Source organism: Streptomyces sp. NPDC107498 (assembly GCF_055582805.1).
The window spans coordinates 317,899-343,573 of record NZ_JBVJPE010000005.1; the positions used below are offsets into that span (position 1 = coordinate 317,899).

Here is a 25,675-nt window from a genome sequence, read left to right on the forward strand (position 1 = left end):
CGTTCCGTGACCTGACGGACGCCCAGCGCTACAGCCCCGCCGCCACCGTCTCCTCCGCCCGCGCCGCGGGCATCCGCAGCTCGGCCCGCACCCAGGCCCGCTTCAGGTGCAGGTGCACGTCCGCCTCCCAGGTGAAGCCCATCCCGCCGTGCACCTGGAGGCAGTCCCGCGCGTTGCGGGTCGCCGCGTCGTCCCCGAGGAGCTTGGCACCGGCGATCTCGACGGGATCGCCGGTGACGGCGGCGGCCCACACGGCCGCCCGCGCGAGCTCCGTCCGCACGAGCATCCCGGCACACAGGTGCTTCACCGCCTGGAAGCCCCCGATGACCTGCCCGAACTGCGTCCGCGCACGGGCGTGGGCCACGGCGAGATCGGTGGTGGCCCGCGCACTGCCGACCTGCTCGGCGGCGGTGAGCAGGGCCCCCGTCAGCTCCGTGGCGGGCAGTCGTTCCACGGGGCGGAACGGGTGGGCACCGCGCCCGGTGCCGGGCACCCGGTGCAAGGGAGTCAGCGGATCGACCGACCGCACCGGCACGGCGCCGCCCGCGTCCCCCCGCACCACGTCGGCCTCGTCCAGCCACGGGACGAGCCCCTCCGAGGCGTCGGTCACCACGACGCCCCCCTCCGCCGCCCCCGGCACGGAACCGGCGGCCAGGTGCGTGGAAACCAGCGGTCCCGGCAGCAGCACCCTCCCCGCCTCCTCGAACACGAGCACCGCCTCCGGGAGCCCGAGCCCCACACCGCCCTCCGCCTCCGGGAGCCGCAACGCGAAGAACCCGGCGTCGCCGAGCTCCCGCCACAGCTCCCGGTCGAGCGACGGGGAGTCCACGGCGGCCCGCAGCGCGCCCCGGTCGAAGCGCCGCGCGAGCAGTTCCCGTACGCCCCGGCGCAGCGCCCGCTGATCCTCCGTGAGCCGGAAGTCCACCACCGGATCACCGCCCCTTCGGCAGGCCGAGGACGCGCTCGGCGACGATGTTGCGCTGGATCTGGGAGGTGCCGGCGGCGATCGTGTACGAGAGCGAGGACAGCCGGTCGAGGTTCCAGTCGCGGCCGAGGTCGAGCGCGTCGGGCCCGAGGACGGCGGCGGCCGCGTCGTACAGCTCCTGGCGGGCGTGCGAGTAGTGCAGTTTGAAGACGGATCCGCCCGTGCCGGGGACCCCGCCGGTCGCCCGGGCCTCGCTGACGTTGGCCTGGGTGAGCCGCCACAGCGCCTGGAACTCGGCGGAGAGCCTGCCGAGCCGGCGCCGCAGGACGGGGTCGTCCCAGGTGCCGTCCTTCCGGGCCGTGCGGGCGAGTTCGCCGAGGAGGCGGCGGCAGGCGACGACCTCGCCGACGAAGGCGGTGCCGCGTTCGAAGGAGAGCGTGACCATGGTGACCCGCCAGCCGTCGTTCTCCTCCCCCACCCGGTTCGCGACGGGCACCCGCACCTCGTCGAGGAAGACCTCGGCGAACTCGGTGGACCCGGCGAGGGTGCGCAGCGGCCGGACGGTGATGCCGGGGGCGTCCATGGGCAGGGCGAGCCAGGTGATGCCCTTGTGCCGGGACGGGGCGTCCGGGTCCGTCCGCACCAACAGCTCGCACCAGTCGGCGACCTCGGCGTGCGAGGTCCAGATCTTCTGTCCGGTGACGACGTACGCGTCCCCGTCCCGTACCGCCCGGGTGCGGAGGGAGGCGAGGTCCGACCCGGCGTCGGGTTCGCTGAAGCCCTGGCACCAGACCTCGTCGCCGCGCAGGATCGGCGGCAGCCACCGTTCGCGCTGCGCCGCCGTGCCCTCGGCGGCGACGGTGGGTCCGGCGTGGAGGAGGCCGACGAAGTTGGCGCCGACGTAGGGGGCGCCGGCGAGTTCGGTCTCCTCCAGGAAGATGAGGCGCTGGGTCGGGGAGGCGTCCCAGTGGGTGTCGGCGTATCCGGCGTCGTACAGGCGGCGTTGCCAGCCGCAGTCGTAGGCGCGGCGGGCGGGCCAGTCGAGCGGGTCGGGGCGTTCGGGGAGGCCGGGCAGGGTGGCGGCGAGCCATTCCCGCAGGCGGGCGCGGTACTCCTCCTCCTCTTCGGTGCAGGAGAGGTCCATCAGACGATCCCGAGGTCCAGCATGCGGATGGCGTTGCCCCGCATCAGCTTGTAGACGGTCTCGTCGTCGAGGCCCCGGACGTGGTCGAGGGCGACCTCCTTGGTGTGCGGGAAGGTCGAGTCGACGTGCGGGTAGTCGGTCTCGAAGGTGGCGTTGTCCCGGCCGACCACGTCCAGCGAGGCGATGCCGTGCTTGTCGCGGAAGAAGCAGCAGAAGATCTGCCGGTAGTAGTACGTGGACGGCGGCTCGGGGACGATGTCGCGGACGCCGCCCCAGGCGCGGTGCTCCTCCCAGACGTCGTCGGCGCGTTCGAGGGCGTACGGGATCCAGCCCATCTGGCCTTCGCTGTAGGCGAGCTTGAGCCGGGGGAACTTCACGAGGACCCCGCTGAAGAGGAAGTCCATCATCGAGGCCATCGCGTTGTTGAAGCTGAGGGAGGCCTGGACGGCGGGCGGGGCGTCGGGCGAGGCGGCCGGCATCTGGCTGCTGGAGCCGATGTGCATGTTCACCACCGTCCCGGTCTCCTGGCAGACGGCGAAGAACGGGTCCCAGTACCCCGAGTGGATCGACGGCAGCCCGAGGTGGGTGGGGATCTCCGAGAAGGTGACGGCCTTGACGCCGCGGGCGGCGTTGCGCCGGATCTCGGCGACGGCGAGGCCGACGTCCCAGAGCGGGATGATGCAGAGCGGGATGAGCCGGCCGCCGCTGTCGCCGCACCACTCCTCGACCATCCAGTCGTTGTAGGCGCGGACGCAGGCGAGGGCGACCTCCTTGTCGTGGGCCTCGGCGAAGGTCTGGCCGCAGAAGCGGGGGAAGGTGGGGAAGCAGAGGGAGGCCTCGACGTGGTTGAGGTCCATGTCGGCGAGGCGGGCCTTCGGATCCCAGCAGCCGCGGCGCATCTCCTCGCGGGTGATGCCCTCCAGGGTCATGTCGTCGCGGTCGAAGCCGACGGCGGCGATGTTGCGCTTGTACGGGAACGTGAGGTCCTCGTAGATCCACCAGTCGGTGGGCGGGCCCTCGGGGTCCATCGTGATCCGGTACCTGCCGCCGACGTAGGCGAGCTCGCCGATGCCGGCCGTGAGGGGACGGGGCCCGCGGTCGCGGTACCTCTTCGGGAGCCAGGTCTCGAAGAGGTGGGCGGGTTCGATCACGTGGTCGTCGACGCTGATGATGCGGGGCAGTTCCGTCATGGGGCCTCTCCCGGATTCGGCGGACCGTTCCCGGCCCGTTTCTGATGACCCGTCAGATCTGATGGGGTCAGGCTATCCCCGCACCCCTGGACCGACAAGCGCCGGACCCCTACGCTCGCCGCACCATCTGACGGAACGTCAGCCAAGAGGAGTACGGTCATGGACCAGACCGCGCACGCCCTGGGCGAGTCCCGCACGCTCTGGGAGCTCGTCGAACGCCGCGCCGCCCTCACCCCCGACCGGCCCGTCCTCCTCCAGGACGACCGCGTCCTCACCTTCGGCGGCCTCCGCGAGCGCGCCGAGCGCTGCGCCGCCGGTCTCCACGGGATGGGCGTGCGCCCCGGCACGGTCGTCGCCTGGCAGCTGCCCACCCGCATCGAGACCGCCGTGCTCTCCTTCGCGCTCGCCCGCATCGGCGCCGTGCAGTCCCCGGTGATCCCCTTCTACCGGGACAAGGAGGTCGGCTTCGCGCTGCGCGAGTCGAAGGCCGAGTTCTTCGCGGTCCCCGGAATCTGGCGCGAATTCGACCATGCGGAGATGGCGAGGCGACTCGGCGCGCGCGGGATCTTCGAGGCCTACGAGGACCTGCCGGACGGCGACCCCGCCGTCCTGCCCCCACCGCCCGCCTCCGGCACCGACGTCCGCTGGATCTACTGGACCTCCGGCACCACCTCGGACCCCAAGGGCGTCCTGCACACCGACCGTTCGCTCCTCGCCGGCGGCTCCTGCCTCGCCCACGCCCTCCGGCTGACGGCCGAGGACGTCGGCTCGATGGCCTTCCCGTACGCCCACATCGCCGGGCCCGACTACACGGTGATGCTCCTGCTGTACGGGTTCCCGGCCGTGATGTTCGAACAGTTCGCGCTGCCGGAGGCCCTCGACGCGTACAACCGGCACGGCGTGACCGTCGCCGGCGGCTCCACCGCCTTCTACTCGATGTTCCTCGCCGAGCAGCGCAGAAGGCCCGGGAAGCCCGTCATCCCCACCCTCCGCCTGCTCGCGGGCGGCGGCGCGCCCAAGCCGCCCGAGATCTACCACGCGGTGCGCAAGGAGCTGGGCTGCCGGCTCACCCACGGGTACGGCATGACCGAGGTCCCCATGATCACGATGGGCGACCCCGACGACACCGACGAGAACCTCGCCACGACCGAGGGCCGTCCGCCCGCCGGCATGGAGATCCGGATCACCGGCGACGGCGAGGTCCGGCTCCGCGGCGAGGCCGTCTGCCGGGGCTACCTCGACCCGGCGCAGACGGCCGCCGCCTTCGACGAGGACGGCTTCCTCGTCACCGGCGACGTCGGGCACCTCACGGCCGACGGCCACCTCGTGCTCACGGGCCGGGTCAAGGACATCATCATCCGCAAGGGGGAGAACGTCTCGGCGAAGGAGATCGAGGACCTCCTCCACCGGCACCCGGACGTGGGCGACGCCGCCGTCATAGGCCTCCCGGACGCCGAGCGCGGCGAACGCGTCTGCGCCGTCGTCGAACAGCCCCCCGGTGCCGCCCCGCTGGACCTTCCCCGGGTCGCGGCCTTCCTGCGGGAGGCCGGGCTCTCCGTCCACAAGCTGCCGGAACAGCTGGAGGTGGTGGACGCGCTCCCCCGCAACGAGACCCTGCGCAAGGTGCTGAAGTACAAGCTCAGGGAGCGGTTCGGCCCGGCTCGGTGACCGTCGCCTCCGGCACGTCCTCGTACACGTCGAAGAGGCGGTGCACGCCCAGCGCGGAGAGCACCCGGCCGACGTGGCTCTCCCCGGCCGTCCGCTGCTCCGGCAGGATCAGGCGGAGCCGGCCGCCGCACGAGCGGAGCAGACGGCGGGACGCGATCAGCACGCCGACCCCGCTGGAATCGCAGAACTCCACGGAGGACAGGTCGATCACCAGGTCGTGCCGACCGCCGGCCACGGCGTCGTGGACGCGGCGGCGTATCCCGGGGGAGGTGACCAGGTCCAGTTCGCCCCGGACGTGGAAAACCGTCCAGGAACCGTGCTCGTCCTCGTCGACCTCGATCGTCGTCACGCAGGCCGCCTGCCCCCTCGGGGAGTGCCGAAACCCCCGATTCCGAGGATGACGCTTTCCTTACCATCCGCGTCCGCGTCAAGGGCGCACTTGCGGCAAACAGGCGTGCGCCGTCGGAGCGGCCCACTACTTTGGAGGAGAACCGGGAGGCCGGGAAGGGCGGAGGGCCGCATGGCGATGGACACACCACCGCGCTGGGACCGCAGGATGCAGCAGCGGCTGGCGCGCGGGGAGGCCGCTGCCCTCGGCGAGTTCTACGACCGGTTCGCCGCCCTGGTGCACAGCCTCGCCCACCGGGTCCTCGACGACGACGCGGCGGCCGACCAGGTCACCCGCGAGGTCTTCGGCTACGTCTGGGAGAACCCCGACTCCTACGACCCGAAGCAGGGCAACATGCGCTCGTGGGTCGCCAAGCTGACCCAGCGACAGGCCGTGCACCGGCTGCGGCAGGCCGAGGCCCTGGCGTACGCGGAGACGGGGGTCGGCTCCGTCGAGGAGCTGGAGCAGAAGGTCCGCCGGGCCACGGTCGCCGCCCGCGCCGACTACATCGTGACCTCCATGCCGGCGCCGCTCCGGAGGGCGCTCGAACTGGCGTACTTCCAGCGCCGCGACTACCGCCAGACCGCCGCCGACCTCGGCGTCACCGAGGACGAGGCCCGCCGGCGCCTCCGGCTGGGCCTCCAGCTGCTCTCCTCCGCGCACGCCCGCTCCCTCGAAGGGTCCTCGCCGCCCGGCTACGGACGCCCGCTGTGACCGCGGCGCACGACGGCGCGGACGACGGCGCACGCGCCCCCTGGATACCCGGACCGCGCCGTGCGGCCGACGACCACGCGGACCTGACGGCGCGGTTGCCGGAGGTTCCGGAGACGGAGGCGGAGGCGGAGACGCGGGCAGGAGCGGAGACGCGGGCGGGGGCGGAAGAAGCGGACATGGGGGAACCGGAGGAGCCGGACGTACCGGACCTCAGCCACAACGTGCTCAAGTCCCTCCTCGGGGCCTGGGCCCTTTCGGCGTGCTCCGCCGGCGAGACCAGGGCCGTCGAGAACCACCTCACCGCGTGCGCCCCCTGCGCCGACGAGGCCCTCCGGCTCCGTGACGCCGTCTCGCTCCTCCACGAGGACCGCGACCTGGACCTCGACCCGCTGCTCCGCTCCCGGGTCCTGGAGGGCTGCCTGGGCCGTCGCCCCGCCCGCATCCCCGTCCCGGACTGGGTCACCCCGTACGACGCGGAGACCGCCCGGCTCGACGCGCTCCTGAGGGACATCGGCGAGTCCGAGTGGCACGCGCCGGTGCGGCTCAAGTGGTACGAGGAGGACCGCGTCGTGCGCCGCAAGGCCACCGTCGCGGCGGTCATCGGCCACCTCCTGGCGGTGGACGGCCTGGTGACGGCGGCGCTGGGCCTGGACGATCCGCTGGGCGCGGGCGTGCCGGAGCTGTCGCCGACGGAGCGGACGGAAGCGCTCTGGTCGGCCCTGGACCGGCCGCCGAACCGGTCGCTCCGGGGCCCTTGGCGGGACCAGTCGCACACGCTGATCCGGACGGTGGCGTTCGCGGGGAAGGGGGTGGCGGACCTGACCGTCACCTACAAGGACTTCGCCCTCCCGCTGCGGGACTCGCTCCTGGAGCGGGCCTTCGAGTGCTGGCTGCACGCGGACGACATCGCGACCGCGGTGGCGTACCCGTACGCGCCGCCCAGCGGGCCGCACCTCCACGGCATGATCGACCTCGCGGCCCGGCTGCTCCCCGGGGCCCTCGCCAACCGCCGGCGCGCGGGCCTGGCCGGCCCCGCCAAGGAGCTCGTCGCCGCGGGCGCGCCGGGCCGCTCGCTCCACCTGGAGGTGGAGGGCGCGGGCGGCGGCCACTGGTACATCTCCCTGGACTCCCCGGCGGCGCTCGGCTCGCCGGAGCGGGCGGTGGCGCAGGTGGCGATGGACGGGGTCGAGTTCTGCCGGCTGGTGGCGGGGCACATCACGCCGGAGGAGGCGGCGGCGGGTCAGGACGGCGACCGCGAGGCCATCAGGGACGTCCTCTCGGCCACGGCGTCCCTGAGTCGCCTGTAGGCGCGCCGCGCCCCGTGCGGGGGCGCCGCGCGGCCCCGGAGGTCCGGATCAGCCGAAGACGACCGTGCGGCGGCCGTTCAGGAGGATCCGGCGTTCCGCGTGCCACTTGACCGCCCGCGCCAGCGCCTGGCACTCCACGTCCCGCCCGATCGCCACCAGCTGGTCCGGCGTCACCTCGTGGCCGACGCGCTCGACCTCCTGCTCGATGATCGGGCCCTCGTCGAGGTCGGCCGTCACGTAGTGGGCGGTCGCGCCGATGAGCTTCACGCCGCGGGCGTGCGCCTGGTGGTAGGGCTTGGCGCCCTTGAAGCTGGGGAGGAAGGAGTGGTGGATGTTGATGATCCGCCCGGAGAGCTGCTTGCACAGGTCGTCGGAGAGGACCTGCATGTAGCGGGCGAGGACGACCAGCTCGACGTTCTCGGAGCGGACGAGCTCCAGGAGTTCCGCCTCGGCCTCCGGCTTGTTCTCCTTCGTCACCGGGATGTGCCGGAACGGGATCCCGTACGAGCCCACCAGCTCCTCGAAGTCCGTGTGGTTGGAGACGACCGCGACGATCTCCACCGGCAGCGCCCCGATCCGCGACCGGAAGAGCAGGTCGTTCAGGCAGTGGCCGAACTTCGAGACCATGAGCACGACCCGCATGGGCTGGTCGGCGCGGTTGATCTGCCAGTCCATGGCGAAGGAGTCGCCGACGGCGGCGAAGCTCGCCCGGAGCTTGTCGACCGTCACCGGCGCCTCGGCGGAGAAGTGGACCCGCATGAAGAAGAGACCCGTGTCACGGTCTCCGAACTGCTGGCTGTCCTCGATGTTGCACCCGGTGATGAAGAGGTAGCTCGACACGGCGTGCACGATGCCCTGCTTGTCGGGGCACGAGAGGGTGAGGACGTACTGGTCGGTCATCCCGTCAGCCTGCCACACGACGCCCCGCCGGGAGGCGTCCGTCCGTCAGGCGGAACGCCTCAGGACCGGGTCATGATACGGAGCACGTCGAGGGAGCGCGGGGGCGCGTCGGGGTCCTCGCCGTCGGCCGTCGCCATCCGTACGTGTGCCTCGCGGGCGGCGCGCACGGCTTCCGGCCAGCCGGGGTGGGCGGCGTACGCGGTGACGGGGGCGTCCGGTCCGACCTGGTGCATGATCCGCAGCACCCGGAGGACGGCGACGTCGACGAGGGCGGCCTCGCCGGAGTCCCGGAAGATCGAGCCGACGTACTTCTCGGCGGACCAGTTGTCGAGCCAGGTGTCCTCGACGAGGCGGTAGACGGCGTCGGTGACGTCGCCGTACCCCTCCTGGCCGGCCAGCCAGGTCGTCTCGTGGAACACGGGGTCGGAGAGCATGTGCAGCGCCGAGCGCACGTTGCTGCGCCAGCGCCACCACGGCATGTCGTTGAGCGGCATGCCGCCCATGGTGGAGGAGCGACGGCCGCGACGGGAAGAGTTAACCGAACCGGGAACCGGACCGGGGACTGGACTGGACACGTTTCGATCGTACGTTCCCTTGTCCGGTAAGCGGACTCGCCCCCTCCCCCCTCCGGTCACCCGCCCCCGCAATTCACCTTCACGTCACCCACCGTTGAACCGCGCTCACTCCCGCGTTACCCATGAGGCGGAAATGTGCATGCCCATGACCGGTAGGCGACTGACCTCACTCCTCGCGTACGTCACGACCGCGGCGACCGGAGCGTCGCTGCTCACCGGTTGTGGCGTGCTCCCTGGGGCCACGGGGGGCTCCAGGGAGCCCGTCACGGTGATGACCTGGGCTCCCGACCAGACCCGGGCGACCAACATGCCCGGAATGCCCGCCATGGCGCAGACCTACGCCCGCTGGGTCAACTCCCGGGGCGGCATCGACGGACACGAACTGCGCGTCCTGACCTGCAACGAGCAGAACACCACCGCGGGCGCCGCCGCCTGCGCCCGCCGGGCCGTGCGCGAGAAGGCGGTGGCCGTCGTCGGCTCGTACAGCCAGAACGGCCGCGCCTTCATGGCCCCGCTGGAAGCCGCGGGCATCCCGTACATCGGCGGCTACGGCATCGCGGAGGACGAGTTCACCAGCCCGCTCTCCTACCCCGTCAACGGCGGAGTGGCCTCCCTCGTCGCCGGGCACGGCATGCAGCTCGCCGGCTCCTGCGACCGGGTCTCCCTCGTCCGCCCCGACACCACCGCCGGGGACAGGCTCCCCGAGCTCCTCGACTCCGGCCTGCACAAGGCGAGCCACCGGGGCGCCGTCGACATCCCGGCCCTGGAGGACGCCGCCGAGTACACCGAGCAGGCGGACCGGGCCCGCGCCCGGGCGGGCGGCGAGAAGGGCTGCGTGACCGCCGTCCTCGGCGAGCGCACCCAGACCTTCTTCGACTCCTTCCGCCGCCTCCCCGGGCAGCAGGAGGGGGAGCGGGACGAGGACGCCGTCCGGATCTCCTCGGTCCTCGGCAGCGTCGACCAGCCCGTCATCGACCGCACCGGCGGTCCCCACAGCCCCTTCGAGGGCGCCTTCGTCACCGGCTGGTACCCGGACGCGGGCGACAGGAGCTGGGCGCCGATGCGCAAGGTCATCCAGGAGCACGCCTTCGTCGACAACCGGGTCGACCCTGCCGACACGGGCGTCCAGACCACCTGGATCGCCTACACGGTCCTCAGGGAGGTCGTCGAGTCGCTCCGGCAGGACAGGATCACGGCCGAGCAGATCAGCCACGCCCTCGACCAGGGCGAGCGGATCGACACCGGCGGCCTCACCCCGAGCCTGCGCTGGAAGTACGAGGACATGCTCGGCGCCCCCGGCTTCACCCGGATCGTCAACCGCGAGGTGACCTTCCAGGTGGTCCGCCAGGGGCGGCTCGTGGCGCAGAAGCCCGGTTTCGTCGACGTCGGCGAGACCGTCCTCAGCGCCCCGTAGGCCTGCTCAGAGCTGGGTCCAGCTCCGCTTCTCCAGGCCGTACTTCGCGGCGGTCGGGTTCCACAGCTCGGCCGCCGTCTTCTTGGCGGCGGTGGCCTCGCCGCTCTTCCCGTCCCCCGCGGTCCTCTGGCTGGTCGTCCGGGCGTGGCCGCCCTTGCAGGCCTTCTTGGCCTTCATCTGGCCGGCCCAGGCCGCGTAGTGGTCGTCGGCGGCGGCCGAGGCCTGCCAGGCCTTGGTGAGCGCCGCCGTCAGCGCCGCGCTGTCCGGGATCTTGTCGACCGACAGCGACTGGAGCTTGGTGATCAGCCCGCGGCGCTGCTCGGCGGCGTCCCGCAGGTCGCTCGCGGCCTCGTCGAGGTTCTTGCACTGGTTGATGGACGCGACCGAGCTGATCACCGTCTCGCGGCTGCTGCTGCTGGTCGCGAGCAGCTTGCTGAGCTCCTGCGCCTGCGGCTCCGCCGGGTCGGCCGGCTTCTCCGCGGGCGCGGGCGCCCCGGTGGAGGGCGCGGCGGAGCTCGCCGCCGCGTTCTGGCCGGGGGTCTTGGGGGCCTTCTCCTCGTCCCCGCCGCTGAGCAGCATCCCGGCGCCGAGGCCGACGACCGCGCAGCCGACGACGACGGCGGCGATCAGCGCGAGCGGCGACCTGCGGCGCGGCTCGGGCTCGTCGTCGTAGTAGGCGTCCTGGTAGGCGTCCTGGGGGGCGTACTGCTGCGGGGGCTGCGGCGGCTGGTGGTGGTGCTGGGGCTGCTGCCGGTACGGGGCCGGGCCCGGCTGCTGGTAGCCCTGCGGCGCGTGCGGCTGCTGGGGCGGGCGCGGGGCCTCCGTGCGGAAGAGGCTGTCGAACTCGGCGGGCGGCTGCCGCTCACCGGGCGTCTGCGCCGGTACGGGGGCGATGTACTGGGTCGCGTCCGAGGCGCCGGCCGGTCCGGGCCCCTGCTGCGCGAGCGGGCCCGTGCCGAGGAACTGGGTGTCGGAGCCCCCGCCCTGCTGCGGCGGCACCGGGGCGATGTACTGGGTCGCGTCCGAGGCGCCGGACGGCGGCGGGTAGCCGTACCCCGGCTGCGGAGGAGCGGCCGGGGCGCCGGGGCCCGGGTAGCCGTAGCCGGGCTGCGGCGCGGCCTGGACCGGCGGCATCCCGCCCGGGACCGGCGCGATGTGCTGGGTCGCCTGCATGTCGGCGGCGGCCGGGGCGCCCGGGCCCGGGTAGCCGTAGCCGGGCTGCGGCGGGTCCTGCTGCGGGGGTATCGGCGGCAGGTACTGGGTGGACTGCACGTCGGAGGCGCCCTGCGGCGCCTCCGGGGGCAGCGGCTGGGCGGGCGGCAGCGGCTGCCCGGCCGTCTGGCCGCCGGCGGGACCCCAGGCGCCGCCCCACGGCTGGCCGCCGCCATGCTCCGGACTCTGTCCGTTCTGCGTCACCGGGACTCCCACCAATAAACCTACGGAATCGTCGGCCCACGCTACCGGGTGCCGACAGGGCTCCGCACACACGTGTGAGACCGGTTACACGACCTGTTGACGAAACGGCCGGGTACGTCAAGGACCGGGTACGGCGGGGACCGGATGCACCGAGAACCGGACGGTCGAGAACCGGACACGTCGAGAACCCGCTACGCCGCGTACAGCTCCATCCGCGCGTCGAACTCCCGCACCACCGCCTCCCCCGCGTACGGCTCCAGGCGCTCCCTCAGGTCCTCCAGGTACTCCGCGCCCCGCGACGACCGCAGCGTGCCGAGCAGTTCGAGCGCCTGCGTGCCCGTCCGGCAGGCCTGCTCCACCTCCCGCTGCTGGACCCGCACCGAGGCCAGGAGCGCCAGGCCGATCGCGCGCCGCCGCGCCCGCGTCTCCGGATGTCCCGCGATCGACTCCTCCGCCGCCCGCGCCGCCGCCTCCGCCTGCCCCAGGTCCCGGTGGCAGTGCGCCAGTTCGTCCGCGAGGTAGGCCGCGTCGAAGTGGGCGATCCACGCCGGGTCGTCGCCCGCCTCCGGATCGGCCCGGTCGAGCGCCCGCGCGGCACGGCCCGCCGCCGTCTCGAAGGCGCGCACGTCGCCCATCAGCGCGTGCCCGCGCGCCTCCGCCGCCAGGAACATCGCCTCCGCGCGCGGCGGCACCTTCCCGCGCGCCCCCTCCTGCGCCGCCCGTGCCAACTGGGCGATCTCCCGCGGGTTGCCGAGCTGCGCGGCGAGGTGGCTCATCGAGGCGGCGAGCACATAGCCGCCGTACCCCCGGTCCCCCGCCGCCTGCGCGAGCCGCAGCGCCTGGATGTAGTACCGCTGCGCGAGCCCCGGTTCACCGGTGTCCACCGCCATGTACCCGGCGAGCTCGGTCAGTCGGGCGACCGCCGCGAAGAGCTGCCGGCCGACCGCCTCCCGGTACGAGCCCGACAGCATCCCCGACACCACGCTGTTGAGGTAGTGCACCACCACCGGCCGCACGTGGCCGCTGCCGAAGCGTCGGTCGAGGTCGACCAGCGCGGCCGTCATCTCCCGCACCGCCGCCACGTCCGCGACCCCGACGCGGGCCCCCGCCGTCCGGGCCACGTGCGCGTCGGGACCCGTGATCAGCCAGTCCCTGCTGGGCTCGACGAGGGCGGAGGCCGCGACCGCCGAGCCGTTCAGGAACTCCCGGCGCCCCACGTCGCTGCGCCACAGCTCGCAGACCTGCTCGATCGCGCCGGGCACGGTCGGCGCGAACTGCAGCCCCACCCCGGCGGCGAGGTTCCGGCCGTTGGCCATGCCGACCTCGTCGATCGTGACCGTGCGCCCCAGCTTGCGGCCCAGCGCCTCCGCGATGATCCCGGGCGCCCGGCCCCGCGGCTGCTGGCCGCGCAGCCAGCGCGCCACCGACGTCTTGTCGTAGCGCAGGTCGAGGCCGCGTTCGGCGCCGACCATGTTGACCCTGCGGGCGAGGCCGGCGTTGGAGCAGCCGGCTTCCTGGATGAGCGCCTGGAGCCGTTCGTTGAGCTGACGCGGAACGAGTGCCCTGGCTGCCATGAGAACCCCCTGAGGCCGTGCGGTGATCACCGGAGAAGGGATCACTGCCCGGCTGATATCTGGTCAATGCAGATGTGAACACGCGAAACCGGACACGTCGGCCGCGTGAATGAGGCCACCCCGCCGCCGACGCCCCCCTCTGTCCGTACCCACCCCCGCTCCCCCGGTCGCCACGCGCCCCCGCCCGTGCACCCGTGCGCCCCGCGTGCAGGATCGATGCGTCAACACGCCGCCCGCCGCGCCCGTAACCCCGGGTGACGTGGGAAGTTGTGCTCACCGTGGAAGAGACCATGGGAGTCACGGAAGCCGCACAGATCCCCAAGCAGCGGGGCGAGCAGCTGCTGGACAGCGCCGTGCGGTACGCGGAAGAGCGGCACTGGGACGTGTTTCCCGGGACCTGGCTGGAAGCCGTCGGGGGCGGGGAGCGCTGCTCCTGCGGCGCGGACGCGTGTGCCGTGCCCGGCGCCCACGCGGTCAGGCCCGACTGGTCGACCCAGGCGACCGGGAGCGGGGTCGGGGCGCGGCGGATGTGGTCGAAGACGCCGAAGGCGTCGATCCTGCTGCCGACCGGCCGCACCTTCGACGCGATCGAGGTGTCCGAGTCGGCCGGCTTCCTGGCCCTCGCCCGCATGGAGCGCATGGAGCTGACGCTTGGCCCGGTGACCTGCACCCCGGACCGCCGCATGTACTTCTTCGTGCTCCCCGGCGCCGCCACCAAGGTCCCGGACCTCGTCCGCAAGCTCGGCTGGGCCCCGGCCTCCATCGACCTCGCCACCCGCGGGGAGGGCCACTACGTGGCGGCCCCGCCCACCCGGATCGGCGGCTTCGGCGCGGTCCAGTGGGCACGGCGCCCCACCCCGGCGAACCGCTGGCTGCCGGACGCGGAGGAGCTGATCAGCGCCCTCGCGTACGCGTGCGGCCGGGAGGCGGCGGAGGTCCGGAACCGCGCGCAGTGACCCGGGAGCCCCGTCGGCCCCGCCCTTAGGGTGTCCCCGTACGCATGACGGGGACCACCGAAGGGTTGACAGACCATGCCTGACCAGGCATTTGACGGAGCGTCCGACAAAGCGGGCACCGCACCGGGGGAAGGTGCGGTGCCCGCGGTACGCGTCGAGGGGCTGTGGAAGCGCTTCGGGCAGCAGATCGCGGTGAACGGGATCGACCTCGTGCTGCCCGCCGGCCGGTTCATCGGGCTCGTGGGGCCCAACGGCGCCGGCAAGACCACCACCCTCTCCATGATCACCGGCCTGCTGCGGCCCGACCACGGGCGGATCCTCGTCGCCGGGCACGACGTGTGGGCCGACCCGGAGTCGGTCGCCCGGGTCAAGGCCCGCATCGGGATCCTGCCGGAGGGCCTGCGGCTCTTCGAGCGCCTCTCGGGCCGTGAGCTCCTCGCCTACAGCGGCCGGCTGCGCGGCCTGCCCGGCGCCGAGGTCGACAAGCGGGCGGCCCAGCTCCTCGACGTGCTCGACCTGACGGGCTCGCAGAACAAGCTGGTCGTCGACTACTCGACCGGCATGCGGAAGAAGATCGGCCTCGCCGCCGCGCTCCTCCACAACCCCGAGGTCCTCTTCCTCGACGAGCCCTTCGAGGGCGTCGACCCGGTCTCCGCGCAGACCATCCGCGGCGTCCTGGAGCGGTACACCGCCTCCGGCGCGACCGTCGTCTTCTCCAGCCACGTCATGGAGCTCGTCGAGTCCCTCTGCGACTGGGTCGCCGTCATGGCGGCCGGCCAGATCCGGGCACAGGGCCCGCTGGCCGAGGTCCGGGGCTCCGCGCCCTCCCTCCAAGCGGCCTTCCTCGAGCTCGTCGGCGCGAACGGCCGCGAGGCGGCCGGGGACTCGCTGGACTGGCTGGGTGGCGGGGCGGGCGCGGGCGGGGCCCTGTGATGGGCGCCGACACCGCCGCCGCCTCCGCACCGTCCCTCACGTCCGTCTTCGTACGGCTCAAGCTGTCGCTGCTGCGGAACGGGCTGCGGCAGTCCGGCGGGCGGACCGCCGCGTACGTCACGTCGATCGTCTTCGGCGCCGTCTTCGCCGGCGGCACGGTGCTGGCCTTCGTCCTGCTGCGGGGCCACGAGGCCGCCGCCACGGTCGCGGTCCTCGTCACCGGGGTCCTCGCGCTGTCCTGGACGGTCATGCCGCTGTTCGTCCCGAGCGGCGACGAGACCCTGGACCCCTCGCGGCTCGTGATGCTGCCGCTGCGGCCCCGGCCGCTGGTGCGGGCGCTGCTCGTGGCCTCCCTCGTGGGCGTCGGGCCCGTCCTCACCCTCGTACTGGTCCTGGGCGCGTCCCTGTCCCTCGCGCACGGAGCGGCCGGCGCCGCCGTCGCCGTCCTCGGGGTGCCGCTCGCGACCGTGACGTGCGTGGCGCTGTCCCGGTCCGTGGCCGCCGCCAACGTCCGGCTCCTCACCTCCCGCAGGGGCCGGGACCTGGCCCTGCTGAGCGGTCTGGTCATCGCGGTCGGCATGCAGTTCGTGAACTTCGGCGCCCAGCGGCTCGGCCGGGCCGGGGGCCTGGACTCCCTGGAGCCGGCGGCCGCCGTCGTCGGCTGGCTGCCGCCGGCCGCCGCGATCGGCGCGATCGACTCCGCGAGCGAGGGCGACCACGCGGTCGCGGTGGCCCGACTGCTGCTCACGGCGGCGGCCCTGGTGGCGCTCCTGTACTGGTGGCGGCGGAGCCTGGTGCGGCTGATGGTCGAGCCGGACGGCTCCACGATCGGCGCGGCCACCGCCGCCGCCCGTGACGGGTCCGGCGGCTCGGGGCTGCTCGCCCGTATCCTTCCGGCCGGGCGCACCGGCACCGTCATGGAGCGCAGCCTGCGGTACGTCTGGCGCGACCCGAAGACGAAGGCGGCATGGGTGACCTCGCTCGCCATCGGCCTGATCGTGCCGATCTTCAACGCCTTCCAGGGCGCGGGCTCGATCTACTTCGCCTGCTTCGCCTCCGGCATGCTCGGCATGCTGATGTACAACCAGTTCGGGCAGGACACCTCGGCGTTCTGGATGGTCGCGCAGACCATCGCGACGCCGGCCGACGCGTACGCCGAACTCAAGGCGCGGGCCCTGGCCCTGCTGTCGGTGACGCTGCCGTACACGGTGTTCGTGACCGCGGTGACGGCCGCCGTCCTCGGCGACTGGACGCAGTTCCCCGAGGGCCTCGGCCTCGCGTTCGGCCTGCTCGGCGCGATGGTCGGGACGGGCGCGGTGACCTCCGCGCGCTTCCCGTACTCGGTCCCCCAGGACAGCGGCTACAAGAACGTGGTGCCGGGGCAGGCCGGGCTCGCCTGGATCTCGATCTTCGGCGGCATGCTCACGGCGGCGCTGCTGAGCTCCCCGCTCATCGCCGCGACGATCTACCTCCACGTCTCCGACCGGCAGTCCCTGCTGTGGCTCCTCCTCCCGGCCGGCCCGCTCTACGGCGCCCTCCTCGTCTTCGCGGGCCTCAGACTGGCGGCCCCGCGCACGGCGGGGCGCCTGCCGGAGATCCTGGCGGCGGTCAGCAAGGGGTAGGTGCCCGACGGGCCCGGGCGGGCGCCGGTCTTCGCTCAGGCCAGTACGCGGGCGAGGGCGGCGCGGCCCGCCGGGCCCCAGGTCGGCTTCCCGCCCGGGAGGCCGCGATCGCCGGCGCGGCCGATGGAGATGAGGCCGGCGGCGCGGAGCAGGGCCCAGCCCCGGGCGCGGCGGACGGTGGCCCCGTCCGCCCGCGCGTACGCCTCGAAGAAGCGCGGGCCCGCGCCCTCCGGCAGCAGCAGCCACGCGGCCGAGAGGTCCGTCGCCGGGTCCCCCGCGCAGAGTTCGCCGAAGTCCAGCACCCCGGCGAGGGTGCCGTCCGCGACGACGACGTTCGCGGGGTGCAGGTCCCCGTGCAGCCACAGCGGAGGGCCCTGCCGGGCGGGGGCCGCGAGGGCGTCCTCCCACGTCCGCCGCACGGCCCCCGGGTCGGCGTGTTCGGCGAGGAGCGGGAACCCCTCCTCGAACCGCCCCGCGAAGTCCTCCAGGGGCACGCCCCGGTCCGGGTTGGCGGGGGCCTCCCCGGGCGCCTCGCGGTGGAGGGCCCGCAGGAACCCCGCCAGGGCCTCGGCCGCGTGGTCGCCGCGCGTGACGGGCACGGCGTCGCCCGGCTCCCCCGGGACCCAGCGGGCGACCGTCCAGAGCCGGGGGAAGCGCGCGGACGGCTCCCCGGCGCGCAGGGGGACGGGCACGGGCAGCGGAAGCAGCGGCGCCAGGGCCGGCAGCCAGCGGTGCTCCTTGCGCAGCAGGTCGGGGGCCCGTTCGGTACGGGGCATCCGTACGGCCAACTCGTCCCCTACGCGCCACAGTCGGTTGTCCCAGCCGCCCGGGACCCCGCTGATCGGCAGCTCCGCCAGGTCCGGGTGCTGGTCCTGGAGCAGGGCCCGGACCAGGCTCTCGTCGACGTCCACGGCGTCCCTCATGACGACCTCCCCTTCCGATGGCCCACCGGCTCGGAGCGTACGCGCGGCGGCCACCGCGACGACGGCCCCCGCCGCGACCGCGGCCCGGGGCGCGTCCGGCCCGGCGACGTGACGAGCGAGGGCCCCCACCCGGCGGGTGGGGGCCCTCGCTCGCTGCCGGCTGGATCAGAACGTGCCGCGCAGGTGGGACCAGTCGATCTCCCAGCTCTCCGGGAGGCCCGGGTTCAGCGCGCCCGTGCCCTTGCCGCCGTAGAGGACCAGGCAGCCCACGCCCCTGCAGCCCTCGCCGACGTAGGCGCTGGTGGTGACGGTGGCCAGGTCGTTGAGGCCGTCCCCGCCGATGTCGCCGACCGCGAGGAACGAGGCCATGACGTTCCAGCCGCCGGAACCGATCAGCACGCGGGAGCCGAAGGCGCCGGTGCCCGTGCCCGGGTAGAACCAGAGCTTGCCGGTGGACGCCTCGCGGGCGATCAGGTCGGCCTTGCCGTCGCCGTTCATGTCGCCCGGCGCGACCAGCGCGTTCATGGCGTTCCAGCCGCCCGCGCCGATCAGCCTGCGCGCGCCCAGGGTGCCGGCGGACGTGCCGGGGTAGGCCCAGAGCTTGCCCGTGGACGGCTCGACGGCGAGCAGATCGGAGCGGCCGTCGCCGGTCAGGTCGCCGTACGCGGTGATCCTGCTCATGCCGTTCCAGCCGCCGGAGCCGATCAGCCTGCGGCTGCCGAGGGCTCCCGTGCCGGTGCCCGGGTAGAGCCACAGCCTGCCCGTGGCCGCCTCGCGGGCGATGACGTCCTCGCGGCCGTCGCCGGTGAAGTCGCCGTGCCGGGAGAGGGCGTTCATGGCGCCCCAGCCGCCCGCTCCCACGAGCTTGCCCGTGCCGTCGCCGGGCAGGAACCACAGACGGCCCGCCTCGTCACGGGCCAGGACGTCCGACCTCCGGTCGGCGTTCAGGTCGCCGAAGCCCGCCGCCTTGGGGGCGGTGTACGCGTTCCACTTCGGATAGGCGGTCCCGACGCACTCGCGCTCGGTGGGCACGAGCTTCACCGAACTGACGGTGTTCCCCGGGTAACCCCATTCGGTGCCCGCCGGATCCGGACGCCAGACGTTGGTGCCGCTGTCGACGTCGTAGTTCGGCCCGTCGTACAGGCAGAGGTACTTGTTCGTGTGGTTGACGATCGAGCGGAACGCGTTGTCCCAGGTCCCGAGCGTCGCCCGGTTCACGTTCGTCTTGTACATGGTGCCGGTGCCGTTGTCGGACTTCCAGGCACAGAAGTAGCCGGACGGACAGTCGCTGATCGCGGCCTGCGCCGGCGCCGCGCCCGCGCCGAAGAGGCCGAGCGAGGTGAGCCCCAGCGTCGTGGCCACCGTGGCCACGCGCCGCAGCATGGAAATGCGCATCGAGTTCCCTCCCACCGGCGCGGAGACGTGCTGCTCGACGCGCCGTGGGAAGGACCGTACCGTGCGCCGTTCCGGCGGGTGCCGTCAGGGGGTCAGCACGCCGTTCAGGAACGGCTCCACCGCCTCGCTCCAGGCCTCCGGGTGGGTGTAGTGGAGGAGGTGGCCCGCGTCGGGGATCTCCGCGTACGCCCCGTGGGGCAGGACCCGGACCATCTCCTGGGCCTCCGCTCGGCCCAGCTCGCCGTCCAGCCCGCGGACGACGAGGGTGGGGCAGCGGACCTGGGCGAGGGAGTCCCAGTGGGCGTCGTGGACCCAGGTCTCGCGGGAGGTCAGCATCTGCTCCGGGTCGAAGACCGGGCGCCAGCCGTCGGGACGCTCGGCCATCACCTCGGCGAAGAAGGCGCCCCGCGCCGGGTTCGGGGTCTCCACCCACGGGTCCTCGTCGCCGAACCAGCGGTGCACGGCCTCCAGGGACGGGAAGGGCGCGGGCCAGCCGCGGAACCAGTCCTGCCAGGCGCGCTGCGAGGCCGCGCCGAGGGCCGAGGCCCGCATGTCGCAGATGACGAGGGCGCGGACGAGGTCGGGGCGCTCGGCGGCCAGCTGCCAGGCGGTCAGGGCGCCCATGGAGTGGCCGACGAGGGTGACCGGGCCGAGGCCGAGCCGCTCGACGACGGCGGCGGCGTCCGCCACGTACGCCTCACGCGTGAAGGGGCCGCCGGCGGGCTTCTCGCTCGCGCCGTGGCCGCGCTGGTCCAGGGCGACGACCCGATGGCCGCCGGTGAGCCGACGGACGGCGGGGGCCCAGTGGCCGGCGTGGCCCATCAGCCCGTGGAGGAGTAACACCCCGGACGCGGGAACCCCCGGTGCCTGCCGCTCCGGCGCCGTCGGGGCCTGCGGGGCGCGTGCGGGGCGGGGGACGGGACGGCCGCCGGGGCGGGGGGTGGCGTCCGGTTCGGGCTGCGGGACGATCCCGCGGCTGCCGGGCCCGGCCGTGTGGACCGGGGCGGTGGGGGCCGGGGTCGTGTGGGCCGGGCCCGGATGGGCCGGGGTCGTACGGGGTGGACCGGCCTGGGCCGGGGCCGTGTAGTCCCAGGCCGTCAGTCGGACGCCGTCGGCCCCGGTGACGTCGAGTCGTCGCGCCATGGATCCGGCACCCCCTCTTTTCCGTCGAACCTCGCCAGACTATCGAACTCGCATTCGAAAATGCGCTCCTGCCACACAACACCCCTCGTTCGAGTGACAGGGCTCAGGGGTTGATGCGCACCACCGAGGGGAGATCTTGAACGGGAGGCGGACCGCTCGGGGAAAAACGGTCCGAGGGGAATGACCTTGAGAGCTCGGGGCTCCAGGTCAGCACAGGGGAGGACAGGCCCCGGCGCCGGAAGGCGCCGGGGCCCTCTGTCGTCCGTCGCCCTCATGGCCCCACCCCCGCGCCCGCTCGTCGCCCCGCTCGTACCAGCGTGGCACGACGAGGGCGCGGGCGTGGCGATTCCGGCGTAAAACGGGGCGCACGACAGTTCGTTCGGCCCCGGGGCCGGACCGGCACGACGAGGGGCGCCCCGCCGTGGCCGGCGGGGCGCCCCTCACTCCGTACGGGAAGGACTCAGCGCTTCGCGACGAACACGTGCGCCGCGACCTCCGCGTCCAGCTCCGCGGCCTCGCCGCTGCTGCCCACCAGGACACCGCCCGGCGACTCCGACACCGACACCACCGAGCCGGGCTGCACGCCCGCCCGCCGCAGCGTGTACATCAGCTGGGCGTCCGTCTGGATCGGCTCGCCGATCCGGCGGACGATCACCGTCTTGCCCTCGCTCGCGTCCAGGTCGGCGAGCGACACCATCGAGTCGTCGAGGAAGGCCTCGGCCTCCGCCTTCTCGCCCAGCTCCTCCAGGCCCGGGATCGGGTTCCCGTACGGCGACTCCGTCGGGTGACGCAGCAGCTCCAGGACCCGCCGCTCCACGGCCTCGCTCATCACGTGCTCCCAGCGGCAGGCCTCGGCGTGGACCTGCTCCCACTCCAGGCCGATCACGTCGACGAGCAGGCACTCGGCCAGGCGGTGCTTGCGCATCACCCGGGTGGCGAGGCGCCGGCCCTCGTCCGTGAGCTCCAGATGGCGATCGCTCGCCACGGCCACCAGGCCGTCGCGCTCCATCCGGGCCACCGTCTGGCTCACCGTCGGGCCGCTCTGGTCGAGCCGCTCCGCGATCCGGGCACGCATCGGGACCACACCTTCTTCCTCGAGCTCGAGGATGGTGCGGAGATACATCTCCGTTGTGTCGATCAGTCCGGACATACGTGCCCCTCGATGAGTCGTGCGCTGGCCCTGCCGCAATTGTTGCGCATCGGGCCGACAACCGGGTCACGCCGGGTGAGGCGGTATTGACAGAGCAATGGTCCAGACCGCACCGTGATCCGCGACCTCGGCGAGAGCGCGCGACGAGGGCCGAGGGCAGCCACGACGAGAAGGAGCCGCCGCGATGGGCGAGAGCAAGCTGGCCGGACAGTTCTTCGACGCCGCGATCGGCCTGCTCAAGGAGGTCCGCGACGGGGACTCCGCCGAGGTCGCCGCCGCCGGGGCCGCGATCGCCGCGGCCGTCGCGAACGGCAACCGGCTCTTCGCCTTCGGCGCCGGACACTCCTCGCTCGCGGCGCAGGACGTCGTCTACCGGGCCGGCGGCCTCGCCCTGATGAACCTGCTCGCCGTCCCCGGCGCCGTCGGCGTCGACGTCGTGCCCGCCACCCTCGGCTCCGCCCTGGAGCGCGTCGACGGCCTCGCCGGAGCGGTCCTCGACTCGTCCCCCGCCAGGGCCGGCGACGTCCTGATCGTCATCTCCCTCTCCGGGCGCAACGCACTGCCCGTGGAGATGGCCATGAACGCCCGCGCGCTCGGCCTCACCGTCATCGGCGTCACCTCGGTGGCGTACGCGACGGAGACGAAGTCGCGCCACGTGTCGGGGACGTACCTCAAGGACCACTGCGACGTCGTCCTCGACTCGAGGATCGCCGTCGGGGACGCGGAGCTCGCCCACGAGGGCATCGAGGCCCCCTTCGCCCCCGCCTCCACCGTCGTCACCTGCGCCCTCATGCAGGCCACCATGGCCGCCGCCGCCGAGGAGCTCGTACGCCTCGGCATCGAGCCGCCGCTGCTGCGCTCCGGCAACGTCGACGGCGGCCACGAGTGGAACGGCCGCGTGATGAGCGAGTACGGCGACCGGATCTTCTACCGGCGCTGAACCCCGTACGGACCGGGCCGCCGGGCCCCGTACGGGCTAGGCGGCCGGGTGCGGGGCCCTCTCGCGCGGCGGACCCAGCAGCTGGCTCAGGCCGATGCAGACGAGGCCGGAGAGCATGAGCGCGAGTTGCCCGAAGAACCGGGCCTCCCAGGAGAGCTCCCGCAGGACGCCGAAGTACACCAGGCCCGGCAGGAAGACGGCCAGGCCCGTCAGGACGGCCCCGGCACCCATCAGCCGGGGCCGCATGACGTGCCGGCGCGACCAGGGCGGCACCCACCCCGTCCGGAACGTCACCACGCCCAGCACGACCGACAGCACTCCCAGGAGCATGCCCGCTCCCACCACCCACACCATGGGATCCCCCCTCTTCCGGTCCGACCGGAGAACCCCATGGTCGTCCTGCTCCGCCGCTGCCCGCCATGCCGGAACCCGGCAGTGTCCGGCCCGCCCCGTTGCCGGTCAGACGCGCTCCATCACCTGCGTCACGCGCGTGAAGCCGTCCGCGCCGTGCCCCAGGTCCACCGCCCGGCGCGCCAGGGCCTCCGCCGCGCGCATGACGCTCGCGTCGATGCCGTGCGCCTCGGCGACGTGCACGACGTGGCCCATCGTCGACACGGCCGAGGTGAGCGGATTGCCCTCGCCCGAGTACGAGCCGCCGTCCACGTCCTCGGCCCACTCCTGGAACAGCGGCGGCAGGATCGCCCCGATGCCCCGGGCGAACGGCGCGAGCTCCCGCGCCGTGATCCCCTCCGCGCGGGCCACCGCGAGGGCGTGCACGTACCCCGTCATCGCCGTCCAGAAGACGTCGAGCAGCGCCACGTCGTAGGCGGCGGCCCGGCCGACGTCCTCGCCGAGGTGCGTGTGGGAACCGCCCAGCGCGTCGAGCACCGCCCGGTGCTCGCGGTACAGCGGCTCGGGTCCGCTGTGCAGGAACACCCCGGCGGGCGTCCCGATGGTCGGCGTCGGGGTCATGATCGCCCCGTCCAGGTAGCCGATGCCGTGCTCCGCCGCCCAGCGGCCGGTGTCCCGGGCCCGCCCGGGGGTGTCGGCGCTCAGGTTGACGACGGTCCGGCCCTTGAGCGCGTCCGTGACGGCGGGCTGCCGCAGGACGGAGTCCGTGGCGTCGTAGTTGACCAGGCAGACCACCGTGAGCGCGCTCGCGGCGACCGCCTCCCCGGCGCTCGCCGCCGGGACCGCGCCGCGCGTACCGAGATCGCCCTCCTTGCCCGGGGTGCGGTTCCACACGGTGGTCCGCACCCCGGCGTCCAGGAACGCGCCGGCGAGGGCCCGGCCCATCGGCCCGAGGCCGAGGACGGTGACGGAGGGGGACTGACGGGAAGAAGACATGGCTGAACTCCCTTGCAGGTACGGGGACACACGAGGACGACCGAAGAAGGAGAAGGACGCGGATGACACGGCTCAAGGCCCGGGACACGAACGTCTGCGGCGTGACGGCCGCGATCGCCGTGATCGACGGCAAGTGGAAGACGTCGCTGCTGTGGCTGCTGGAGTCGGGACCGCACCGGCCCGGCGAACTGCGCCGCAGGCTCCCGGCGATCAGCGAGAAGGTGCTGACCCAGCAGCTGCGGGAGATGGAGACGGACGGTCTCGTGCACCGCGAGGTGCACGACGTGCTGCCGCCGAAGACCGTCTACTCGCTGACGGAGTTCGGACGCGAACTGTCCGTACTGCTCGGCCCGTTGTCGGACTGGGGCCATCGCCGGCTGGACCGGGTGCAGGAGGCGTCCGCCGCCTCCTGAGGCCCGCGCTTTCCTCTCCTTCCGGGCCGCCACCAGGTTCTCCCGGCCGCCCGGCCCCGACAAGTACCCACAAAAAAGTGGGTGTGCGACAGGCCCTAGGGCGCGTCTCCGAGGTCCAGGTGGGTCGCCACCCGGGACGCCACCGCCTCCGCGTAGACCACGTCCTCGCGCTCGAAGGACGCGCGGCAGGCGGCCCGCAGGAACGTCAGGACGCCGAGGGTCCGGCCCCGGGAGCGCAGGACCACGCACAGGGCGTGGGCCGCGTCCCCGGGCCACTGGTGGGCCTCCGCCCACACCTCGGCGGTCCGGCCCGCGCTCGCCCGCACCGTGCCCGCCCGGTCCCAGGCCTGGAGCGCCGGGTGCCTGGGCCCGTACCGCAGCGGGATGCCGCCGCCCACGACGGGCGAGGACGGGCCGGGGGCGGCGCCCGCCGGGGTGGCCAGGGTCCGCGTGAGGCGCCGCTCCCCCGCGGGACGGTCCACGAGGGCGTGGTCGGCGAACCCGGCCAGGGCGAAGTCGAGCAGGACCGTCGCCGCCTCGGCCGGGTCCTCGCACTCCGCCGCCGCCGCGCCCGCCCGGTGCAACTGGCTCCACCGGAACCGCAGCCGGTCGGCCTCGCGCGCCGCGAGCCGCTCCTCCGTGACGTCCTGGAACAGCCAGGCCACCCCCAGCGGCACCGGCTCCTCCGCCATCGGCGAGGACAGCAGCAGGAAGCCGCTACGCCAGCACCGGCGCCGCTCCTCCGAGGCGGTCCGCAGCGTCACCCACACCTCGGCGGGCGCGGGCGGCGTGCCCTCGGCCAGGACGTGCTGGAGGGCGGCCTCCAGCTCCTCCGCGCCGTGCGCGACGACGTCGGCGAGGGGCCGCCCGAGCAGGGCCGTGCGCCCGGTCCCGAAGGCACGGGCCGCGTGGGCGTTGACCATGGCGGGGCGCAGGTCGGCGTCGACGAGGACGACGCCCCAGGAGGCGTCGTCGAACAGGGCCTCGCTGAGGGCCACGGACCGCTCCAGATCGAGCTGGACGTGGACCTCGCTGAACGCGCAGTACACGCCCGCCGGACTGCCGTCCGCGCCGCGCACGCCCGCGGCCTGGCTGCGCACGAGCACCCGCCCGCCGTCCTTGCGCAGCAGCACGAACTCGTGGACCTGGCGCCCGGGGCCCTTCATGGCCCCCATCAGCCGGCCCAGGGTCTCCTCGGCGTCCGCGCTCCGCGCCGCCCACCCCTCGAACCCGCGCCGCCCGACCGCCTCGGCGGCGGTCCAGCCGAGGATCCGCTCGGCCTCCCGGTTCCAGTGCGTGATCGTCCCGTCGGCGTCGAACGCGCAGAGCGCCGCGTCCATCCCGTCGAGCAGCGCGGCCAGCAGATCCGCCCCCGGGACGGACACGGCGTCGCTCGTGGCCTCTGTGAATGCGCTCATCCAGGCACCCCCCATGCTGCGACCATTCAACTGGAACGTGATGCAGAGCACATCACCTTCGTGCAAATCATTCGTTTCGAATCACCCGCATAAATCGCTTGAGCGGGGGGCGGACCGTTCGTAGTGTGTGAGTACACGCGAAAGGAGGTGATCCGAAAAAATGGTTTCTTTTCGGACTCGTGAGGTGGCTGCGGGCTGAGGCCTGACAGTCGCACTCTGT

The 25,675-nt window shown here is 73.7% G+C and carries 24 protein-coding genes; 9 read left to right on the top strand and 15 right to left on the bottom strand.

What is annotated here, in order from left to right; genetic code table 11:
• Positions 1-28: 28 nt before the first annotated feature.
• Genes ACZ66Z_RS11960 through ACZ66Z_RS11970 form a run of 3 tightly spaced genes read right to left on the bottom strand, consistent with a single transcriptional unit; the run spans position 29 to position 3,259 of the window.
• Positions 29-925, bottom strand: a complete 897-nt coding sequence (locus tag ACZ66Z_RS11960; RefSeq protein ID WP_469933942.1) for an acyl-CoA dehydrogenase family protein — start codon at positions 923-925, stop codon at positions 29-31.
• Between the two features lie 7 nt (positions 926-932).
• The gene (locus ACZ66Z_RS11965; RefSeq protein WP_469933819.1) at positions 933-2,069 is read right to left on the bottom strand and encodes an acyl-CoA dehydrogenase family protein; all 1,137 of its coding nucleotides are present in this window, start codon (positions 2,067-2,069) and stop codon (positions 933-935) included.
• Complete coding sequence (locus ACZ66Z_RS11970) at positions 2,069-3,259, bottom strand: amidohydrolase family protein (RefSeq protein WP_469933820.1); 1,191 nt, start codon at positions 3,257-3,259, stop codon at positions 2,069-2,071. The genes ACZ66Z_RS11965 and ACZ66Z_RS11970 overlap by 1 nt, the downstream gene beginning before the upstream one ends.
• Before the next feature lie 159 nt (positions 3,260-3,418).
• Here ACZ66Z_RS11970 and ACZ66Z_RS11975 point away from each other — a divergent pair, with 159 nt between their 5' ends.
• On the top strand, positions 3,419-4,927 hold the full coding sequence (locus ACZ66Z_RS11975) for a class I adenylate-forming enzyme family protein (protein WP_469933821.1): 1,509 nt from the start codon (positions 3,419-3,421) through the stop codon (positions 4,925-4,927).
• Here the strand turns inward: ACZ66Z_RS11975 and ACZ66Z_RS11980 are convergent.
• Positions 4,899-5,276: an STAS domain-containing protein gene (locus tag ACZ66Z_RS11980; RefSeq protein ID WP_469933822.1), complete on the bottom strand. Its 378-nt coding sequence runs from the start codon at positions 5,274-5,276 to the stop codon at positions 4,899-4,901. The two genes, ACZ66Z_RS11975 and ACZ66Z_RS11980, sit on opposite strands and share 29 nt — an antisense overlap.
• Before the next feature lie 171 nt (positions 5,277-5,447).
• Between ACZ66Z_RS11980 and ACZ66Z_RS11985 the strand changes: the two genes are divergently transcribed.
• Both ACZ66Z_RS11985 and ACZ66Z_RS11990 read left to right on the top strand, forming a co-directional pair.
• Positions 5,448-6,029, top strand: coding sequence for a sigma-70 family RNA polymerase sigma factor (locus ACZ66Z_RS11985; RefSeq protein ID WP_469933823.1), 582 nt, complete (start codon positions 5,448-5,450; stop codon positions 6,027-6,029).
• Complete coding sequence (locus ACZ66Z_RS11990) at positions 6,026-7,336, top strand: zf-HC2 domain-containing protein (RefSeq protein WP_469933824.1); 1,311 nt, start codon at positions 6,026-6,028, stop codon at positions 7,334-7,336. Before ACZ66Z_RS11985 ends, ACZ66Z_RS11990 begins: the two co-directional genes overlap by 4 nt.
• A 48-nt stretch (positions 7,337-7,384) precedes the next feature.
• On the opposite strand, the gene purU is transcribed toward ACZ66Z_RS11990, so the two are convergent.
• A complete protein-coding gene (purU, locus tag ACZ66Z_RS11995; RefSeq protein ID WP_469933825.1) occupies positions 7,385-8,236 on the bottom strand; it encodes a formyltetrahydrofolate deformylase in 852 nt (283 codons plus the stop codon).
• 59 nt (positions 8,237-8,295) lie between these two features.
• Positions 8,296-8,739, bottom strand: coding sequence for an SCO4402 family protein (locus ACZ66Z_RS12000; RefSeq protein ID WP_469933826.1), 444 nt, complete (start codon positions 8,737-8,739; stop codon positions 8,296-8,298).
• 205 nt (positions 8,740-8,944) lie between these two features.
• Between ACZ66Z_RS12000 and ACZ66Z_RS12005 the strand changes: the two genes are divergently transcribed.
• Positions 8,945-10,225 carry an ABC transporter substrate-binding protein gene (locus ACZ66Z_RS12005; protein ID WP_469933827.1) on the top strand — a complete coding sequence of 427 codons (1,281 nt, stop codon included), beginning with the start codon at positions 8,945-8,947 and terminating at the stop codon, positions 10,223-10,225.
• Positions 10,226-10,231: 6 nt separating this feature from the next.
• On the opposite strand, the gene ACZ66Z_RS12010 is transcribed toward ACZ66Z_RS12005, so the two are convergent.
• The gene (locus ACZ66Z_RS12010; protein ID WP_469933828.1) at positions 10,232-11,641 is read right to left on the bottom strand and encodes a hypothetical protein; all 1,410 of its coding nucleotides are present in this window, start codon (positions 11,639-11,641) and stop codon (positions 10,232-10,234) included.
• A 191-nt stretch (positions 11,642-11,832) separates the two neighbouring features.
• Positions 11,833-13,215: a transcriptional regulator gene (locus ACZ66Z_RS12015; RefSeq protein WP_469933829.1), complete on the bottom strand. Its 1,383-nt coding sequence runs from the start codon at positions 13,213-13,215 to the stop codon at positions 11,833-11,835.
• Positions 13,216-13,505: 290 nt separating this feature from the next.
• On the opposite strand from ACZ66Z_RS12015, the gene ACZ66Z_RS12020 reads away from it, so the two are divergent.
• The 3 genes from ACZ66Z_RS12020 (at position 13,506) to ACZ66Z_RS12030 (ending at position 16,726) form a co-directional block, all read left to right on the top strand.
• Positions 13,506-14,171: a bifunctional DNA primase/polymerase gene (locus ACZ66Z_RS12020; protein WP_469933830.1), complete on the top strand. Its 666-nt coding sequence runs from the start codon at positions 13,506-13,508 to the stop codon at positions 14,169-14,171.
• A gap of 75 nt (positions 14,172-14,246) precedes the next feature.
• Positions 14,247-15,104: an ABC transporter ATP-binding protein gene (locus ACZ66Z_RS12025; protein WP_469933831.1), complete on the top strand. Its 858-nt coding sequence runs from the start codon at positions 14,247-14,249 to the stop codon at positions 15,102-15,104.
• Positions 15,104-16,726: a transporter gene (locus ACZ66Z_RS12030; RefSeq protein WP_469933832.1), complete on the top strand. Its 1,623-nt coding sequence runs from the start codon at positions 15,104-15,106 to the stop codon at positions 16,724-16,726. Before ACZ66Z_RS12025 ends, ACZ66Z_RS12030 begins: the two co-directional genes overlap by 1 nt.
• Before the next feature lie 35 nt (positions 16,727-16,761).
• Here ACZ66Z_RS12030 and ACZ66Z_RS12035 read toward each other — a convergent pair whose 3' ends face one another.
• From ACZ66Z_RS12035 to ACZ66Z_RS12050, 4 genes are all read right to left on the bottom strand, one after another.
• The gene (locus tag ACZ66Z_RS12035) at positions 16,762-17,649 is read right to left on the bottom strand and encodes an aminoglycoside phosphotransferase family protein (protein WP_469933833.1); all 888 of its coding nucleotides are present in this window, start codon (positions 17,647-17,649) and stop codon (positions 16,762-16,764) included.
• Between the two features lie 165 nt (positions 17,650-17,814).
• On the bottom strand, positions 17,815-19,044 hold the full coding sequence (locus ACZ66Z_RS12040; protein ID WP_469933834.1) for an FG-GAP-like repeat-containing protein: 1,230 nt from the start codon (positions 19,042-19,044) through the stop codon (positions 17,815-17,817).
• Between the two features lie 84 nt (positions 19,045-19,128).
• Positions 19,129-20,187, bottom strand: a complete 1,059-nt coding sequence (locus ACZ66Z_RS12045) for an alpha/beta fold hydrolase (RefSeq protein ID WP_469933835.1) — start codon at positions 20,185-20,187, stop codon at positions 19,129-19,131.
• Positions 20,188-20,647: 460 nt separating this feature from the next.
• The gene (locus ACZ66Z_RS12050) at positions 20,648-21,337 is read right to left on the bottom strand and encodes a metal-dependent transcriptional regulator (protein WP_469933836.1); all 690 of its coding nucleotides are present in this window, start codon (positions 21,335-21,337) and stop codon (positions 20,648-20,650) included.
• Between the two features lie 184 nt (positions 21,338-21,521).
• Between ACZ66Z_RS12050 and ACZ66Z_RS12055 the strand changes: the two genes are divergently transcribed.
• Entirely contained in the window at positions 21,522-22,277 is a 756-nt protein-coding gene (locus ACZ66Z_RS12055) for an SIS domain-containing protein (RefSeq protein ID WP_469933837.1), read from the top strand.
• Between the two features lie 36 nt (positions 22,278-22,313).
• On the opposite strand, the gene ACZ66Z_RS12060 is transcribed toward ACZ66Z_RS12055, so the two are convergent.
• Positions 22,314-22,631 (bottom strand): hypothetical protein, encoded by a 318-nt coding sequence (locus ACZ66Z_RS12060; RefSeq protein WP_469933838.1) that lies wholly within the window; start codon positions 22,629-22,631, stop codon positions 22,314-22,316.
• Between the two features lie 105 nt (positions 22,632-22,736).
• A complete protein-coding gene (locus tag ACZ66Z_RS12065; RefSeq protein ID WP_469933839.1) occupies positions 22,737-23,624 on the bottom strand; it encodes an NAD(P)-dependent oxidoreductase in 888 nt (295 codons plus the stop codon).
• Between the two features lie 62 nt (positions 23,625-23,686).
• On the opposite strand from ACZ66Z_RS12065, the gene ACZ66Z_RS12070 reads away from it, so the two are divergent.
• Positions 23,687-24,037, top strand: a complete 351-nt coding sequence (locus ACZ66Z_RS12070) for a winged helix-turn-helix transcriptional regulator (protein ID WP_469933840.1) — start codon at positions 23,687-23,689, stop codon at positions 24,035-24,037.
• Positions 24,038-24,132: 95 nt separating this feature from the next.
• Here the strand turns inward: ACZ66Z_RS12070 and ACZ66Z_RS12075 are convergent, their stop codons facing one another.
• Positions 24,133-25,455 (bottom strand): PAS domain-containing protein, encoded by a 1,323-nt coding sequence (locus ACZ66Z_RS12075; protein ID WP_469933841.1) that lies wholly within the window; start codon positions 25,453-25,455, stop codon positions 24,133-24,135.
• Between the last annotated feature and the right edge of the window lie 220 nt (positions 25,456-25,675).